The organism is Streptomyces sp. A1277 (genome assembly GCF_004795015.1).
In the GTDB taxonomy this organism is placed as follows: Bacteria; Actinomycetota; Actinomycetes; order Streptomycetales; family Streptomycetaceae; genus Streptomyces.
On sequence record NZ_SSBI01000050.1, the window covers coordinates 23,916 to 39,459 of the forward strand.

The following is a 15,544-nucleotide window of genomic DNA, read 5'->3' on the forward strand; positions in this document are numbered from 1 at the left end:
CGGTGCGGCTCGTCTCTCAGTTCCAGCGGAGCAGCGCGCCGCCCTTGATCCGCATCTCCTTCTTGGCGGCCACGTTCCCCCACGGTGCCTCGACCGATCCGGTCTTTCCGCAGCCGGCGTCGTACCAGGTCTTCTTCCCCACGGCGTTGAAGCCCTTGACCTTCACGCAGACGCTGCCGCCCTTGAAGACCTTCCAGCCGTAGGCCATCTTCATGCCCGTGGCGCCGAAGTGGGAGCAGCCGTCGTCGACGGTCGTCCACTTCCCCTGAAGTCCCCCGGCGTTCTTCCAGCCCGAGCAGATGCCCTTGGCCCCGGCACCGGCCGGAGCCGCGGCGGCCGCCCCGGCAGGCGCCGCGCCCATGGCGAGGGCGGCGAAGGAGAGTGCGGTGACCGCTCCCAGGGCGCACGTGCGTGAGATTCTCATCGAGATCCTTCGGTCGGGATGCCTGGTCAGCGGCACCACCAAGATCCAATCAGGCTGCGGTTCCACCGTCGCGCCGCCGGGGTGCGTGGGGCGGAAATCGACCGAAAAGCGATTCCGCACCCAAAGGCACGCGAAGAGGGCACCCGGATGGCTCCGGGTGCCCTCTTCGGTGCACGTGTCGCTGTGCCGGCTATGGCACGGCAGGCGTTCAGACGGTGATCAGGGCCTCCAGCGGAGCGCCCCGCAGGCTCTCCTTCAGACGGTCCCGGCCGTCCAGGAAACCCAGTTCCATGAGGACGGCGACCCCGGCGACCTGGGCGCCGGCCCTGCGGATGAGCTCCAGGGAGGCGCCGGCGGTGCCGCCGGTGGCCAGGACGTCGTCGATGACCATGATCCGGTCGTCGGCGGACAGGTCCTCCGCGTGGATCTCGACCTCCGCGGTGCCGTACTCCAGCTCGTACGCCTGGCTGAGCGTGGCCCCCGGCAGCTTCCCGGCCTTGCGGACGGGTACGAAGCCGAGGCCGGCCCGGACCGCGACGGGCGCGGCCAGGATGAAGCCGCGGGCCTCCAGGCCGACGATCTTGGTGGCGCCGTGCCGCAGGCACAGCTCCGCGAGGGCGTCGGTGAGGGCCGTGAACGCGACCGGGTCCGCGAGCAGCGGGGTGATGTCCTTGAACATCACGCCCGGCTTCGGGTAGTCGGCCACGTCACGGATGCGGCTGAGCAGGAGTTCCCTCGTGCTCTCGGTGGTGCTGGTCATCAGCGCCTTCCCTGGGTCCGGCCGTGGCCCCTGGGGGGCTGCTGTCGCTGACCGACGACCGCGCCGGCGGGTGCGGCGTCCTCGGGGTCCTGGCCCTGGTCGCCCTGCTCGGCCTGCTCGGCCTCGGTGGCCTCGCCCTTGGCGGCGGCCGCCGCGCGCTTGGCGAGGACCCGCTTCTTCAGGGCCTTCATCTGCGGGTCGTGTTCCTTGAGGTCGGCGACCAGCGGGGTGGCGATGAAGATCGAGGAGTAGGCACCGGCCGCGAGGCCGACGAACAGGGCGAGCGAGATGTCGTTCAGCATGCCGGCGCCGAGGACGCCGCCGCCGATGAACAGCAGGCCGGCGACCGGGAGCAGGGCGACGACGGTGGTGTTGATCGAGCGGACCAGCGTGCTGTTGATGGAGCGGTTGGCCACGTCGCTGTAGGTCCACCGGGTCTGCTTGGTGATCCCCTTCGTGCCCTCCTTGAGGCTGTCGAAGACGACGACCGTGTCGTAGAGGGAGTAACCGAGGATGGTCAGCAGACCGATCACGGTGCCCGGGGTGACCTCGAAGCCGACCAGGGCGTAGACGCCGACCGTGATGGTGATGTCGTGGATCAGCGCGATGAGGGCCGCGATGGCCATCCGCCACTCGAAGGCGATGGCCAGGTAGATGACCACCAGGACCATGAAGACGCCGAGGCCGGTCCACGCCTTGTTGGCGATCTGCTCACCCCAGCTGGGGCCGACCAGGTCGGCGGCGATCTTCTCCGAGGGGACGGACAGGTCCTCGGAGAGCTTGGCCTTGATCTCGTCCGACTTCGCGGTGTCGACCTCGGTGATCTGGATGCGCATGCCACCGTTGCCGAGCCTCTGGACGATCGCCTGGTGCCCGGATGCCTCCGTCGCCAGGTCCTCGGCCTCGGCCACGGACACGCTCGTCTTCGGGGTGGTGAAGACGGCACCGCCCTTGAACTCGATGCCCATGTTCAGGCCGCTGACCGCGAGGCTGACGATGGCCGTGATGGTGATCAGGACGGAGACGCCGTACCAGATCTTGCGCTTGCCGATGAAGTCGTAGCCGACCTCTCCGCGGTAGAGACGGGCGCCGAGATTGCCGAGTCGCGACATCTCACGCCTCCTTCGGGTCGGTGGGAGCGTTGACACGGCGCGAACGACGCAGCGGCGGCTTGGCGCCGAGCCGCTTCGGGTCCAGTCCGGACCACGGGTGACCACTCGCGAAGAACTTCTTGCGGGCCATGATCGTCATGAGCGGCTTGGTGAAGAGGAAGACCACGACGACGTCGAGCAGGGTGGTGAGCCCCAGCGTGAACGCGAAGCCCTGGACCTTGCCGACGGTGACCACGAAGAGCACGGCCGCGGCCAGGAACGACACGAAGTCGGAGACCAGGATGGTGCGCCGGGCGCGCGGCCAGGCCCGCTCGACGGCCGGGCGGAGCGTGCGGCCCTCGCGGATCTCGTCACGGATGCGTTCGAAGTACACGATGAACGAGTCCGCGGTGATACCGATCGCCACGATGGCACCGCAGACGGCCGGCAGGTTCAGCGCGAAGCCGATGGCCGGGCCGAGCAGCGCCATGATCGTGTAGCTCAGGATGCCGGAGACCAGGAGGCTGAGCAGGGCGATGAACGCCAGACCGCGGTAGTAGGCCACCAGGTAGATGACCACGAGCGCCAGGCCGATGGCGCCGGCGATGAGGCCGGCCCGCAGCTGCTCGCCGCCGAGCGCGGCGGTGACGGTGGTGACGCTCTGCTCCTTGAAGGAGAGCGGGAGCGCACCGTAGGAGAGCACGTTGGCCAGGTCCTCGGCGGACTGCTGGTCGAAGCTGCCGGAGATCTCCGCGTTGGCGCTCAGCGCCGTACGGACGGAGGGAGCCGAGACGACCTCGTTGTCGAGCGCGATGGCGAACTGGTTCTGCGGCGACTGCTGCGCGGCGAGCTTGCCGGTGATCTTCTGGAACTTCTTGGCGCCGCCGCCGGTGAACTCCATCTGGACGATCCACTGACCGTTCTGGTCGATGGCCGCCTTGGCGCTGTCCACGTCCGTGCCGTCCACCTCGGCCGGGCCGAGCACGTACTTGGCGGAGCCGTCCTGCTCGCACGCGACCACCGTGTCGGTGGCCTTGGAGCCCTGGGCCGCCTTGGAGCGGGATGCCTTGGTGGAGCAGTCGAGCTCCTCGAACTGCTTCTGCAGCTTCGCAGCGGCTGCCTCGTCCTCCGCGGAGGCGGAGCTGCTCGCCCCGGGCGACGGCGAGGAGTCGGCCTTCAGGGCGCCGGTGACCGCGCGGCCCTGGGTGGTGGCGCTCGCGCTCGGCGACGGGGTGGAGCCGGTGGCCTTGTCGCCCGTCGCCTTCTCGGAGGCCGAGGCGCTCGGCGACGGGGAGGAGCTGGCCTTGCCGGTGGACGAGGCGCTGGGCTCGGGGGTGGGCGTGCCCTGGGCGACGGTCAACACCGGCCGGAAGTAGAGCTTGGCGGTCGTACCGACCTGCTCACGGGCCTGGGCGGAGTTCGTGCCCTTGGGGATGTTGACGATGATGTTGCGAGCGCCCTGGGTCTGGACCTCGGCCTCGGAGACACCAAGACCATTGACGCGGCGCTCCATGATCTCGACCGCGGTGTCCATGTTGGTCTTGTTGATCGCCTTTTCCTGGCCCGGCTCGGCCTTCGCCTCCAGCGTGATGGACGTGCCGCCCGCCAGGTCGATGCCGAGTCGCGGCGTCGGCTGGTGGGCCAGGAACATCCCGCCGGTGAGGGCGACCATGGCGATCAGGATCAGAGCCAGGGAACGCCCCGGCCTCCCCTGACCGCCGGTCGCTCCCCGGCCCTTCTTCGGTGCTGCCACCTTGTCGTTTCTCCCTAGTCCAACCGCCCCGCGCCGGGTATGCGCCCAAGCGGCCACGAAGTTTAGTGGGGACCCGCCCCCGTGAAGGAGCGCACGGACCGGGGATGGCCGGATGCCTGCGGACTCACGGCACCCCCGGGTCGTGTGCTACTTCGCGTCGGTCTCGCCGTCGCCCTTGCCCTCGGGCTTCTTGTCGTCCTGGGCCTCGGCCGGCTCGCCGCCCTCGTCCGAGCCGGTCTTCTTGACCAGGTCGGTCTTCGCCTCGTCGGCGGTGTCGAGCTCGGTCAGCGAGGAGGCGTCGTCGGGCACGATGGCGCCGTCGACGTCGAGCTCCGGCTCGTCGCCGTGGACGATGCGGTTGTACTCCGCGTCGTCGAGGACGGCACCGATGGCGTTCTTGGCGTAGATGGCGTGCACGCCGGGGGCGACTTCGAGGGTGACCGTGTCGTCGTGAAGCTCCTTGACGGTGGCGTACATGCCCCCGATCGTCCGGACGCCGGTGCCGGGCTGCATTTCATTGCGCATGTTCGCAGCCGCCGCCTGCTTCTTCTTGGCGGACCGCGTCATCAGGAACATGGCCCCGATGAGCACGATGAAGGGGAGGAGAGTCACGGGATTCACGGGACGAGTTTCCTTCGCACGACCACAGAGGACTGCGGCCTGGTCTACGGGGGTGGGTACACCGGCCCTTAAGGGCGGCATCGGCGGAGTCTAAGCGAGTCCGCATCGATGGAACAACGCCCAGCATGGCACCGTGGTTCCGCTTCGGGTCAACCTGTGACGCATCACGCCCCGAACAGGCCCTGTTGTCCCTTTCCGCCGTGCTGCGGAGGTACGAGCCCGAGGTGGGCCCAGGCGGCCGGTGTCGCGACCCGCCCGCGCGGCGTCCTGGCCAGCAGTCCTTCGCGTACGAGGAAGGGCTCGGCGACCTCCTCGACCGTCTCGCGTTCCTCCCCCACGGCGACGGCGAGCGTGGACAGGCCGACCGGGCCGCCGCCGAAGAGCTTCAGCAGGGCGCCGAGCACCGCCCGGTCCAGCCGGTCCAGGCCCCGGGCGTCGACCTCGTAGACCCTGAGGGCCGCCGCGGCGATCTCGCGGTCGATCCTGCCGTCCGCCTTGACCTGGGCGTAGTCCCGCACCCGGCGCAGCAGCCGGTTGGCGATGCGGGGGGTGCCGCGGGAGCGTCCGGCGATCTCCGCGGCGCCCTCGACGTCCAGCTCGACGTCGAGCAGCCGGGCCGAGCGGTGAATCACCCGTTCCAGTTCAGCGGGGGCGTAGAACTCCATGTGCCCGGTGAAGCCGAACCGGTCGCGCAGCGGGGGCGGCAGGAGGCCGGCCCGGGTGGTGGCGCCGACCAGGGTGAAGGGCGGCAGCTCCAGCGGGATGGCGGTGGCGCCGGGGCCCTTGCCGACGATCACGTCGACCCGGAAGTCCTCCATCGCCATGTAGAGCATCTCCTCGGCGGGCCGGGACATGCGGTGGATCTCGTCCAGGAAGAGGACCTCGCCCTCCTGGAGCGAGGACAGGATCGCCGCGAGGTCGCCGGCGTGCTGGATGGCGGGGCCGGAGGTGATCCGGATCGGGGCGTTCATCTCCGCCGCGATGATCATCGAGAGGGTGGTCTTGCCGAGGCCGGGGGCGCCGGAGAGCAGCACGTGGTCGGCGGTGGCGCCGCGGGCGCGGGCGGCCTTGAGGACCAGGTCGAGCTGTTCGCGGACCTTCTCCTGGCCGACGAACTCCTCCAGGTCCTTGGGGCGCAGCGCCGCCTCGACCGCGGTGTCCTCGCCGTCCGCGCCGGCGTCGACCAGCCGGTCGTCGAACCGCTCGCCGGTGTCGGCTCCGGTGTCGTCCCAGTTCATCTCGTCTGTCCCGCCTCGGATGTCTCGGTGCGCGGCCGTACGGTGCCCGGCCGGATGTGAAGGATGGACCCGGGCCCGCTCAGCGCGCGCGGTTGAGGGTCTGCAGGGCGGCGCGCAGCAGCTGCGGCACGGGCGGCCGGCCGCCGGCGGCGAGGGCTTCCTCGGCCTGCGGTGCCACGGCGGCGACCGCCTCGTCCGCCTCGCGGGTGGCGTAGCCGAGGCCGATCAGGGCGGCGTGGAGCTGGTCGCGCCAGGAGGCGGACACGGGGGTGCCGACGCCCTGTGCGGCGGTGTGGGTGCCGACCGGTTCGCCGAGCCGGTCCTTCAGTTCGAGCAGAAGCTTCTGGGCGCCCTTCTTGCCGATGCCGGAGACGGCGGTGAGGGCCTTCTCGTCGCCGGTGGCCACGGCGAGGCGCAGGGCGTCGGGGGTGTGCGTGGCCAGCATCGCCTGGGCGAGCCGGGGGCCGACGCCGCTGGCGGTCTGGAGGAGCTCGAAGACCTGCCGTTCGTCGTCGTCGGCGAAGCCGTAGAGCGTCAGCGAGTCCTCGCGTACGACGAGGGAGGTGGCGAGCCTGGCCTCCTGGCCGATGCGCAGGCCGGCCAGGGTGCCCGGCGCGCACTGGACGGCCATGCCGATGCCGCCGACCTCGATGACGGCCGTGGTCGGGGCGAGCGCGGCGACGGGGCCGCTGACGAAGGCGATCATCGGGGGACCTTCCGGACGGGAACGGCTGCGGTGCGCGGGACGCGCGCGGGGCGGGCGGCGGCCGCCGCGTGCGCCTGCTGGAGGCGGTTGAGCGCGGGGGCGCGCCAGATGTGGCAGATGGCGAGCGCCAGCGCGTCGGCGGCGTCGGCCGGTTTCGGCGGGGCGTCGAGCCGCAGCAGCCGGGTCACCATGGCCCCCACCTGCGCCTTGTCGGCGCGCCCGCTGCCGGAGACGGCGGCCTTGACCTCGCTGGGCGTGTGCAGGGCGACCGGGAGGCCGCGCCGGGAGGCGCAGAGCATCGCGACCGCGCTGGCCTGGGCGGTACCCATGACCGTACGCACGTTGTGCTGGGCGAAGACCCGTTCCACGGCGACGCAGTCGGGGCGGTGCGTGTCGAGCCATTCCTCGATGCCCCGCTCGATGGCCACCAGGCGGTGGCCGGGCTCCGCGTCGGCGGAGGTGCGCACGACGCCCACGCCGAGCATGGTCAGCGGCCGGCCCGCGACGCCTTCGACGACGCCGACCCCGCACCTGGTCAGTCCCGGGTCCACGCCGAGTACCCGCACGGTCCGCCCCTCCCTGCCGATCGGTCACTTGTTCCAGCAGGCTATCGGGCGGCACCGACAATGCGGCGGGCCGACGGGGTGTGTCCCCGTCGGCCCGTCCACGACAGCTGCGCGCGGGGCGCGGCTCAGGCGTCGACCTTCTCCATGACCTCGTCGGAGACGTCGAAGTTGGCGAAGACGTTCTGCACGTCGTCGCTGTCCTCCAGCGCGTCGATCAGCTTGAAGATCTTGCGGGCGCCCTCCTCGTCGAGGTCGACCTGCATGGTGGGCAGGAAGTTGGCCTCGGCCGAGTCGTAGTCGATGCCCGCCTCCTGGAGCGCGGTGCGGACCGCGACCATGTCGGTGGCCTCGCTGACGACCTCGTAGGTGTCGCCGAGGTCGTTGACCTCCTCGGCGCCCGCCTCCAGGACCGCGCCGAGCACGTCGTCCTCGGTCAGCTCGCCCTTGGGGACGATGACGACGCCCTTGCGGTTGAACAGGTACGAGACCGAGCCCGGGTCGGCCATCGAGCCGCCGTTGCGGGTCATGGCGACACGTACGTCGGAGGCGGCGCGGTTGCGGTTGTCGGTGAGGCACTCGATGAGCACCGCGACACCATTCGGGCCGTAACCCTCGTACATGATCGTCTGATAATCGACGCCGCCCGCTTCAAGACCGCCGCCGCGCTTGACCGCGGAGTCGATGTTCTTGTTCGGGACCGAACTCTTCTTCGCCTTCTGAATCGCGTCCACGAGGGTCGGGTTGCCCTCGGGATCCACACCACCGGTGCGGGCCGCGACCTCGATGTTCTTGATCAGCTTCGCGAAGAGCTTGCCGCGCTTGGCGTCAATCACGGCCTTCTTGTGCTTCGTCGTAGCCCATTTAGAGTGGCCGGACATCTGCCTTCTCCTTCGCGTCACCAAATTCCGTACGAACCCGAGAGATCCTACCGGGATCGAGTCACCCCACGGCGCGCACCATCTCGGCGAAGTAGGCGTGGATCCGGTGGTCTCCGGTCAGTTCCGGGTGGAATGACGTGGCGAGGGCGTTTTGCTGCCGTACCGCCACGATGTGGCCGCCGTGCTCGGCGATCACCCGGGCGCCTGCGCCCACCGACTCGACCCAAGGGGCGCGGATGAAGACGCCCTCGACCGGTCCGCCGTCGATCCCGGCGACCTCGACGGCCGCCTCGAACGACTCGTTCTGCCGCCCGAAAGCGTTACGGCGCACGATCATGTCGATGCCGCCCAGCGTCTCCTGGCCCGAGCGGGGGTCGAGGATCTTGTCGGCGAGCAGGATCATCCCGGCGCAGGTGCCGTAGACCGGCATCCCCGCCCGTATCCGCTCCCGCAGCGGCTCCAGCAGGCCGAACAGGGCGGCCAGCTTGGAGATGGTGGTGGACTCCCCGCCGGGAACGACCAGGCCGTCCACCTCGGCGAGCTCCTCGGGCCGCCGGACCGGCCTGGCCAGGGCGTCCGCCGAGGCCAGGGCGATCAGGTGCTCCCGTACGTCGCCCTGGAGGGCCAGGACGCCGATCACAGGGGTGTCGCTCATCGGTGACTACCAGCCGCGGTTGGCGTAGCGCTCGGCCTCGGGCAGGGTGTCGCAGTTGATGCCGACCATGGCCTCGCCCAGGTTCCGGGAGGCGTCCGCGATGATCTTCGGGTCGTCGTAGAAGGTGGTGGCCTTCACGATGGCGGCGGCACGCTTGGCCGGGTCGCCCGACTTGAAGATGCCGGAGCCGACGAAGACGCCCTCGGCGCCGAGCTGGCGCATCAGCGCCGCGTCCGCCGGGGTGGCCACGCCGCCCGCGGAGAACAGGACGACGGGCAGCTTGCCGAGCTCGGCGACCTCCTTGACCAGCTCGTAGGGGGCGCGCAGGTCCTTGGCGGCGGCGTACAGCTCGTTGTTGTCGTAGCCGCGCAGCCGGGCGATCTCGTTCTTGATCTGACGCAGGTGGCGGACGGCCTCGACGACGTTGCCCGTGCCGGCCTCGCCCTTGGAACGGATCATGGCCGCGCCCTCGGCGATGCGGCGCAGGGCCTCGCCCAGGTTGGTCGCGCCGCAGACGAACGGGGTGGTGAAGGCGAACTTGTCGCTGTGGTTGACCTCGTCGGCCGGGGTGAGGACCTCGGACTCGTCGATGTAGTCGACGCCGAGGGACTGCAGGACCTGCGCCTCGACGAAGTGCCCGATGCGGGACTTGGCCATCACCGGGATGGACACCGACTCGATGATCTCCTCGATCATGTTCGGGTCGGACATCCGGGCCACGCCGCCGTCCTTGCGGATGTCGGCCGGCACCCGCTCCAGGGCCATGACGGCCACGGCGCCCGCGTCCTCGGCGATCTTCGCCTGCTCGGCGTTGACGACGTCCATGATCACGCCGCCCTTGAGCTGCTCGGCCATGCCGCGCTTGACGCGAGCGGTGCCGGTGGCGGGGGTGTCGGCGGACTGCGGGGTGCTGGGAAGCGTGGACACGGATGACCTCACTGCGGGAAAGGGATGCGGAACGTGCTCAATGGCGCACCGCCGAGCAAACTCCCCCGCACCAGTCCACAGCAAGGGCCAATGAGAGGCCGGTGGATCGTTTTGGCCCGCACCGGCCCGCCGCACGAGCGGGCCGCACCCGCCCGGACCGCCCGTTTCAGCTCCCAGGGCGGTCCGCCAGGGCCACCGGTGGCTCGTCGTCCATCTCGAAGGCCAGCGGGAACGGGGCGTGCCCGGCCAGCCGGAACCAGCGCACCGTGCGGTGGCGGCGCAGCGCCCGCGCCGCCCGCACCGCGTCGTTGTGGAACCTGCGCGCCATCGGCACTCGCCGCACGGCCGCCGCCAGCTCGGACGCCGCGTCCTGGCCCCCCGGGATCTCCTTCACCGCCTCCACCTGCGCGCTCTCGCCGAACACCGCGCGCAGCGCCGTACTCAACTCGCTCTCGGCGACCTCGCGATGGTCCTCGGGCGACTGGCGCGCGGCGTGCGCCGCCTCGTACAGCACGATGGACGCGGCCGGGTCGAGGACCCCGGAGGTGGCGAGCTCCTGGGTGACCGAGGCGCGGCGCAGCAGTTGGGCGTCGAGCGCGGCCCGGGCCGCGTCGATACGGGTGTGCAGCCGGTCGAGCCGGCCGGCGGTCCAGCTGAGGTACAGGCCGATCGCGACGAGCACGACGACGGCCCAGATGATGAGGGTTACGGTCACGGGCGGCAAGGCTACCGGGGGAACGCCCGCCCTCCGGCCGAGCCCCGGCCTACTCCCGGGCCAGCCCGAACCGGGCGCGCAGTCCCGTGCGTTCGTCCGCCGCGACCGAGGCGGCGCCGTCCGTCACCGTCTCGTACACGGCGAGGATGTCCGCTCCGACCGTCGACCAGTCGAAGCGCCGGACATGGGCGCTGCCGCGCTCCCGCAGCTGCGTGCGCCGTTCCGGGTCGCCCAGCAGGCGGACCGCCGCGGCGGCCAGCGCCTCGGCGTTCTCGTTGGCGAACAGCTCGCCCGCCTCGCCCTGGTCCAGGACCTGCGCGAAGGCGTCCAGATCGCTGGCGAGGACCGGGGCGCCCGCCGACATCGCCTCGACCAGGATGATGCCGAAGCTCTCGCCCCCGGTGTTGGGCGCCACGTACACATCGACGCTGCGCAGCAGCCGCGCCTTGTCCTCGTCGCTGACCATGCCGAGGAACTCCACGCGTGAGCGCATCGGTTCGGGCAGCGAGGCGACGGCCTCCTCCTCGTCGCCCCGGCCGGCCACCAGCAGCCGGGCCTGCGGGCGGGCGGCCAGGACCGCGGGCAGCGCCCGCATCAGCACGGGCAGGCCCTTGCGGGGCTCGTCGATGCGCCCGATGAAGCCGATCGTGCCGCCCTGCCACTCGGGCCGGGGCTCGGCGCCGGCGAAGAAGTCGACGTCCACGCCGTTCGGGATGACCACGGCGTCGCCGCCCAGGTGCTCGACCAGGGTCCGGCGCGCGTACTCGCTGACCGCGATGCGCGCGCTGATCTTCTCCAGGGCGGGCTGCAGGATCGGGTACGCGGCGATCATCGCCCGGGAGCGCGGGTTGGACGTGTGGAACGTGGCGACGATCGGGCCCTGCGCCGCCCAGCACGTCAGCAGCCCGAGCGACGGCGAGGTCGGCTCGTGGATGTGGATGACGTCGAAGGTGCCCTCGTGCAGCCAGCGCCGCACCCGCGCCGCCGACAGGAAGCCGAAGTTCAGCCGGGCCACCGAGCCGTTGTACGGGACGGGCACGGCCCGGCCCGCGGAGACGACGTACGGCGGCAGCGGCGTCTCGTCGTCGGCGGGCGCCAGCACGGACACCTGGTGGCCGAGCCGGATCAGGTGCTCGGCCAGGTCGCGGATGTGGAACTGCACACCGCCCGGTACGTCCCAGGAGTAGGGGCAGACGATGCCGATCTTCACTTCTGGTCTCCGCGGGGTTCGAGGTCGGCGAGCCAGAGCCGTTGCAGCATGTGCCAGTCCTCCGGGTGCTCGGCGATGCCCACGGCGAACGCGTCGGCGAGGGCCTGTGTCATCACAGACGTCCGCACGGCCCGGTCACCTGACTCCGGCACCTCGACGGGCGGGTGGACTCGCGCCTTCATCACCGGCGTGTCGTCGTACGAGAGGGTCACCGGCAGCAGCAGCGCACCGGTCTGCTGGGCCAGCAGCGCGGGGCCCGCCGGCATCCGGGCCGTGTCGCCGAAGAACGACACCTCGATGCCCGACGACGACAGATCGCGGTCGGCGACCAGGCAGACCAGACCGCCCGCCCGCAGCCGGCGCGCCAGCGTCCCGAACGCGGCCCCGCCGTTGTGCGGCAGCACCTCCATGCCCAGTCCCTCGCGGTAGGCGACGAACCGGTCGTACAGCGATTCGGGCTTCAGGCGCTCGGCGACCGTGGTGAACGGCACCTTCAGGTCCGTGGTCACCCACGCCCCGGCCAGGTCCCAGTTCCCCAGGTGCGGCAGGGCGAGGACGACCCCGTGCCCCGCGTCGAGCCCTTCCGTCAGCCGGTGCGCGTCCGTCACGTCGATGGACGCCTTGATGCGCTCCGGGCTCCAGGTGGGCAGCCGGAACGACTCCATCCAGTAGCGCATGTACGAGCGCATCCCGGCCCGCGACAGGGCGGCGAGCCTGGCCGGGCCGGCGTCCGGCACGACCCGCGCGAGGTTGGCCTCCAGACGCAGCACGCTCTTGCCGCGGCGCTTCCACACCTGGTCGGCGAGGGTACGGAACAGGGCCCGGGCGGCCGGTTCGGGGAGCGTCTTGACGGCGGCCCAGCCCAGCCCGTACAGCGCGTCGCTCAGCCGCTCCCCGGGGCCGGGCTCCGCCTCCCCGCGGGCGCCGCTCACTGCGCGGCCGCGTCGGCCTCGGCGGACTCGCGGCGCACGGTGACGACCCGCTGCACCAGCGTCACGAGGCTGCCCGCCGCGACGATCCACAGCGCGATCGGCAGCAGCACCTGGATGCCCGGCACACCGAACTTGTGCAGACCCGCGAGACCGGCGGCGACCAGCGAGATCACCAGGCGCTCGGCGCGCTCCACCAGCCCGTTGACCGCCACCGGCAGCCCGATCGACTCACCGCGCGCCTTGGTGTACGAGACCACCTGACCGCTCGCCAGGCAGAAGATCGCGACCGCGCACAGGATGGTGTCGTCGCCGCTGCCCGCGTACCAGAGGGCGAAGCCGGCGAAGATCGCCCCGTCCGCCACCCGGTCCAGCGTGGAGTCGAGGAACGCCCCCCACCGGCTGGAGATACCGGCCTGGCGCGCCATGTTCCCGTCGACGAGGTCGGAGAACACGAAGATCGTGATGACGATCGTGCCCCAGAAGAACTCCCCCATCGGGAAGAAGACCAGCGCACCGGCCATCACCCCGGCCGTCCCGATCAGGGTGACCGCGTCGGGGCTCACGCCGAGGCGGAGGAGCAGTGCGGCGAACGGCGTGAGGACACGCGTGAAAAAGGCACGCGCGTACTTGTTCAGCATGGCCTTCCCGAGGGGTCGGTGGGCCGCGTGGCCCCATCGGCCACCGGCTGGAGGGTGCTGAAGGTCCCGGCCGGATCAGGGAGCGGCGTCCGGTGCGTGCGGCTGCGAGGCGCCGGAGCGTCACCATGGCTGAGCCATGACGGCGTTTCGGCAACGCCGCAGACGCGCGTGCCGGACGCCGCGAGCCCAGCCAGGGCCTTCAGCACCCTCCGAGCCCATCGTAGTCACGCCCGAGGCCCCCTACCGCCCGGGCTCCCCGGCCCGCGCGCGTGCGCGTGGCCCAGGGCCCCGCGGGCGCCGCCGCGGCTCCCCCCGTGCCCGTGCGCCGGCCGATGGAAGGCACGAACCATGGGCGACAAGGCACACGCACACGCCGGAGCCGCCGGAGCCGCCGGAGGAACGACGGTGGCCGGCCACCCCCCGCACCCTGCGCAACGTGGCACTGGTCGGCCACAGCGGGTCCGGCAAGACCACCCTCGTCGAGGCGCTCGCGCCGCGCCCAGGCCCCCGGGGCGTCGCCGGCCACGCATCCATGCCCGCGCAGCTCGCCGACCGCGTCCGCGCCCAGGACGGGTGACCGGAAAGGACCGCTCCCCCGCGCGTTGTCCACAGGGCCGGACGGCGTACGTATCCGGACGATACGCTGGGACCCCAGCTCAGAAAGTGTGCCGGGCACGGCAGTTGGGAAACAGCCGCAGGAGCGGTTCCTCGGTGGCGAGTGGGGGCGACAGTGGCCAGCAACGGATTCGATTTCTCTCCCGGAGCGCAGATTCCGCTCCAGGGGTCGGCAGGCGCGGCGGTGGCGACCAACGCCCTCGCCTCCGCGGCGTATCGCGACAGCCCGGTGGAGGACATCCTCAAAGCCAACAGCGAGTGGCACAAGTCCGAGGTGAAGGCGGGCCGTTCGAAATTCCTGAAGTCGGACTACTTCAAGCCCAACCTCGGCGAGGCGTTCTCCCGCGCCGTCCAGGAACGCATGCTGGGCGGGGCGCGCAAAGCCCTCATCCAGTCCTTCGGCAGCGACCCGCAGACCGTCGTGGAGCACTGCCTGTCCGCGTCCCGCCTGCGCAAGGCCCGCGACACCAAACTCACCGCCATCACCGCCCTGTTCGGGTTCGTGTTCCTGCCCGGCATGCTGATGTGGGTCATCGCCTTCCGTGTGCGCGACAGCTTCGCCAAGACCAAGGACAAGCTCCTCACCACCCTCGGCAACAGCCTGCTGCCCCTCGTCGGCATCGGCGTGATCTTCCTCCTGATCAAGCTCCCGCTGACCGGATTCCTAGGGCTCTACCTTCGCGCCATGGTCGTCGCCCCGGTCATCGGCTGGTTCCTCGCCAAACGGATCGCGGAGAAATCCGCCCAGGACCTGCGCACCCGATGGGAGGGCCTGCTCTCCGGGGGCGGTGTCACCGCCAAGATCCCCGAAGCGGTCCCGAAGAACCCCAGCGAGACCTCCCGCGAGGCGCTGCGCCAGGGCCTGGAGAAGCTCTCCGCCGAACAGCAGTCCAACTCCGTGTTCTACGCCGGCCCCAAGGGCATCCTCGGCATGGGCACCCGCTGGGGCAGCTGGCAGCTCGCCGAGGACCTCGTCGCCAAGGACCCCGGGAAGGAATTCCACCAGTTCCGCAGCTGGGACCTGATCCGCGTCATGCACGACCAGCTCAAGATGCTGGAGCGCGGCCCGCTGAACACCGGCGGATTCCCCACCCCCTCGGTCACCCACTGGATCGTCTCGCCCGTCGGTGAGAACGCCGACTCCGTCACCCGCCGCGAGGGCGAGGACGTCGCCACCTTCCAGATCAAGCCCCACGAGATACAGCGCATCTGCAACCACCAGCAGTTCGGCGGCGGCGACCGGCACTACCTCGGCGTGCAGTTCACCCTCTGGGACGGCCAGCTCGTCATCACCATGATGATCACCGTCACCGTCCTCTTCGAGACCCTGCGCATCGAGGTCACCGGACACGCCCTCGGCCCCGTCCACTCCCTCTTCACCAGCAAGCCCGCCGCCAAGACCAGGACGGTCAACAAGACCGTCAGGTTCTGGGAGACCCGCGACATCACCCTCTCCCTGGTCGACGCCCACGAAGTCACCCGCCTCGCCCTGCGCGCCCCCTTCACCTGGTACCCGCCGCTGCTGGACTACCTCGGCGGCAAGATCGCCCTCCCCGAGCCCTTCGGCCTGCGGCACGCCTGGGCCGAGAAGCCGTGGCGCCACCGCTTCATGGCCGACGACGCCATGCGCGCCGCCGCCCCCGTCCTGCGCGTCGTGCACAACGCCGCCGTGAAGGTCCTGGACGAGAACGGCGTCGACACCGAACGCTTCACCAACCGCTCCTCGATACTGAGCGGCCTCGTCCAGGACCCCTCTCCCCGCAAGGCCGACCTGTACGACGCGTGACCACGCACATACGCGTGCGGGGCACACCG

17 protein-coding genes are annotated in these 15,544 nt (G+C 71.0%); 2 read left to right on the top strand and 15 right to left on the bottom strand.

The genetic code is table 11. From position 1 onward, the window contains the following. Nucleotides 1-16: 16 nt before the first annotated feature. The 15 genes from E6R18_RS27715 to pgsA form a co-directional block, all read right to left on the bottom strand. On the bottom strand, nt 17-424 hold the full coding sequence (locus E6R18_RS27715; RefSeq protein ID WP_136319631.1) for a hypothetical protein: 408 nt from the start codon (nt 422-424) through the stop codon (nt 17-19). 208 nt (nt 425-632) lie between these two features. Continuing rightward, on the bottom strand, nt 633-1,184 hold the full coding sequence (locus E6R18_RS27720) for an adenine phosphoribosyltransferase (protein ID WP_136319632.1): 552 nt from the start codon (nt 1,182-1,184) through the stop codon (nt 633-635). Further along, nucleotides 1,184-2,296 (bottom strand): protein translocase subunit SecF, encoded by a 1,113-nt coding sequence (secF, locus tag E6R18_RS27725; RefSeq protein ID WP_136319633.1) that lies wholly within the window; start codon nt 2,294-2,296, stop codon nt 1,184-1,186. Before secF ends, E6R18_RS27720 begins: the two co-directional genes overlap by 1 nt. Before the next feature lies 1 nt (nt 2,297). Next, nucleotides 2,298-4,028: a protein translocase subunit SecD gene (gene secD, locus E6R18_RS27730; RefSeq protein ID WP_136319634.1), complete on the bottom strand. Its 1,731-nt coding sequence runs from the start codon at nt 4,026-4,028 to the stop codon at nt 2,298-2,300. 147 nt (nt 4,029-4,175) lie between these two features. Next, nucleotides 4,176-4,649, bottom strand: a complete 474-nt coding sequence (yajC, locus tag E6R18_RS27735) for a preprotein translocase subunit YajC (protein ID WP_136319635.1) — start codon at nt 4,647-4,649, stop codon at nt 4,176-4,178. Nucleotides 4,650-4,813: 164 nt separating this feature from the next. Further along, nucleotides 4,814-5,887, bottom strand: a complete 1,074-nt coding sequence (gene ruvB, locus E6R18_RS27740) for a Holliday junction branch migration DNA helicase RuvB (protein WP_136319636.1) — start codon at nt 5,885-5,887, stop codon at nt 4,814-4,816. Nucleotides 5,888-5,966: 79 nt separating this feature from the next. Beyond that, on the bottom strand, nt 5,967-6,593 hold the full coding sequence (gene ruvA, locus E6R18_RS27745; protein ID WP_136319637.1) for a Holliday junction branch migration protein RuvA: 627 nt from the start codon (nt 6,591-6,593) through the stop codon (nt 5,967-5,969). Further along, nucleotides 6,590-7,159, bottom strand: coding sequence for a crossover junction endodeoxyribonuclease RuvC (gene ruvC, locus E6R18_RS27750; protein WP_136319638.1), 570 nt, complete (start codon nt 7,157-7,159; stop codon nt 6,590-6,592). The genes ruvA and ruvC overlap by 4 nt, the downstream gene beginning before the upstream one ends. Before the next feature lie 125 nt (nt 7,160-7,284). Then, a complete protein-coding gene (locus E6R18_RS27755; RefSeq protein ID WP_136319639.1) occupies nt 7,285-8,037 on the bottom strand; it encodes a YebC/PmpR family DNA-binding transcriptional regulator in 753 nt (250 codons plus the stop codon). Nucleotides 8,038-8,098: 61 nt separating this feature from the next. After that, nucleotides 8,099-8,692: a pyridoxal 5'-phosphate synthase glutaminase subunit PdxT gene (pdxT, locus tag E6R18_RS27760; protein ID WP_136319640.1), complete on the bottom strand. Its 594-nt coding sequence runs from the start codon at nt 8,690-8,692 to the stop codon at nt 8,099-8,101. A gap of 6 nt (nt 8,693-8,698) precedes the next feature. After that, nucleotides 8,699-9,619: a pyridoxal 5'-phosphate synthase lyase subunit PdxS gene (gene pdxS, locus E6R18_RS27765; RefSeq protein WP_136319641.1), complete on the bottom strand. Its 921-nt coding sequence runs from the start codon at nt 9,617-9,619 to the stop codon at nt 8,699-8,701. A gap of 166 nt (nt 9,620-9,785) precedes the next feature. Next, a complete protein-coding gene (locus E6R18_RS27770) occupies nt 9,786-10,334 on the bottom strand; it encodes a LemA family protein (protein WP_136319642.1) in 549 nt (182 codons plus the stop codon). 49 nt (nt 10,335-10,383) lie between these two features. Continuing rightward, nucleotides 10,384-11,544 (bottom strand): glycosyltransferase family 4 protein, encoded by a 1,161-nt coding sequence (locus E6R18_RS27775; protein ID WP_136319643.1) that lies wholly within the window; start codon nt 11,542-11,544, stop codon nt 10,384-10,386. Continuing rightward, nucleotides 11,541-12,476, bottom strand: a complete 936-nt coding sequence (locus E6R18_RS27780; protein ID WP_136319644.1) for a phosphatidylinositol mannoside acyltransferase — start codon at nt 12,474-12,476, stop codon at nt 11,541-11,543. Before E6R18_RS27780 ends, E6R18_RS27775 begins: the two co-directional genes overlap by 4 nt. After that, on the bottom strand, nt 12,473-13,114 hold the full coding sequence (gene pgsA / locus E6R18_RS27785) for a phosphatidylinositol phosphate synthase (RefSeq protein WP_136319645.1): 642 nt from the start codon (nt 13,112-13,114) through the stop codon (nt 12,473-12,475). The genes E6R18_RS27780 and pgsA overlap by 4 nt, the downstream gene beginning before the upstream one ends. Nucleotides 13,115-13,550: 436 nt before the next feature. Here pgsA and E6R18_RS34200 point away from each other — a divergent pair, with 436 nt between their 5' ends. Further along, nucleotides 13,551-13,691 (top strand): hypothetical protein, encoded by a 141-nt coding sequence (locus E6R18_RS34200; RefSeq protein ID WP_168712454.1) that lies wholly within the window; start codon nt 13,551-13,553, stop codon nt 13,689-13,691. Between the two features lie 153 nt (nt 13,692-13,844). Continuing rightward, nucleotides 13,845-15,515 (top strand): hypothetical protein, encoded by a 1,671-nt coding sequence (locus tag E6R18_RS27790; protein WP_136319646.1) that lies wholly within the window; start codon nt 13,845-13,847, stop codon nt 15,513-15,515. The last annotated feature ends 29 nt before the right edge of the window (nt 15,516-15,544 follow it).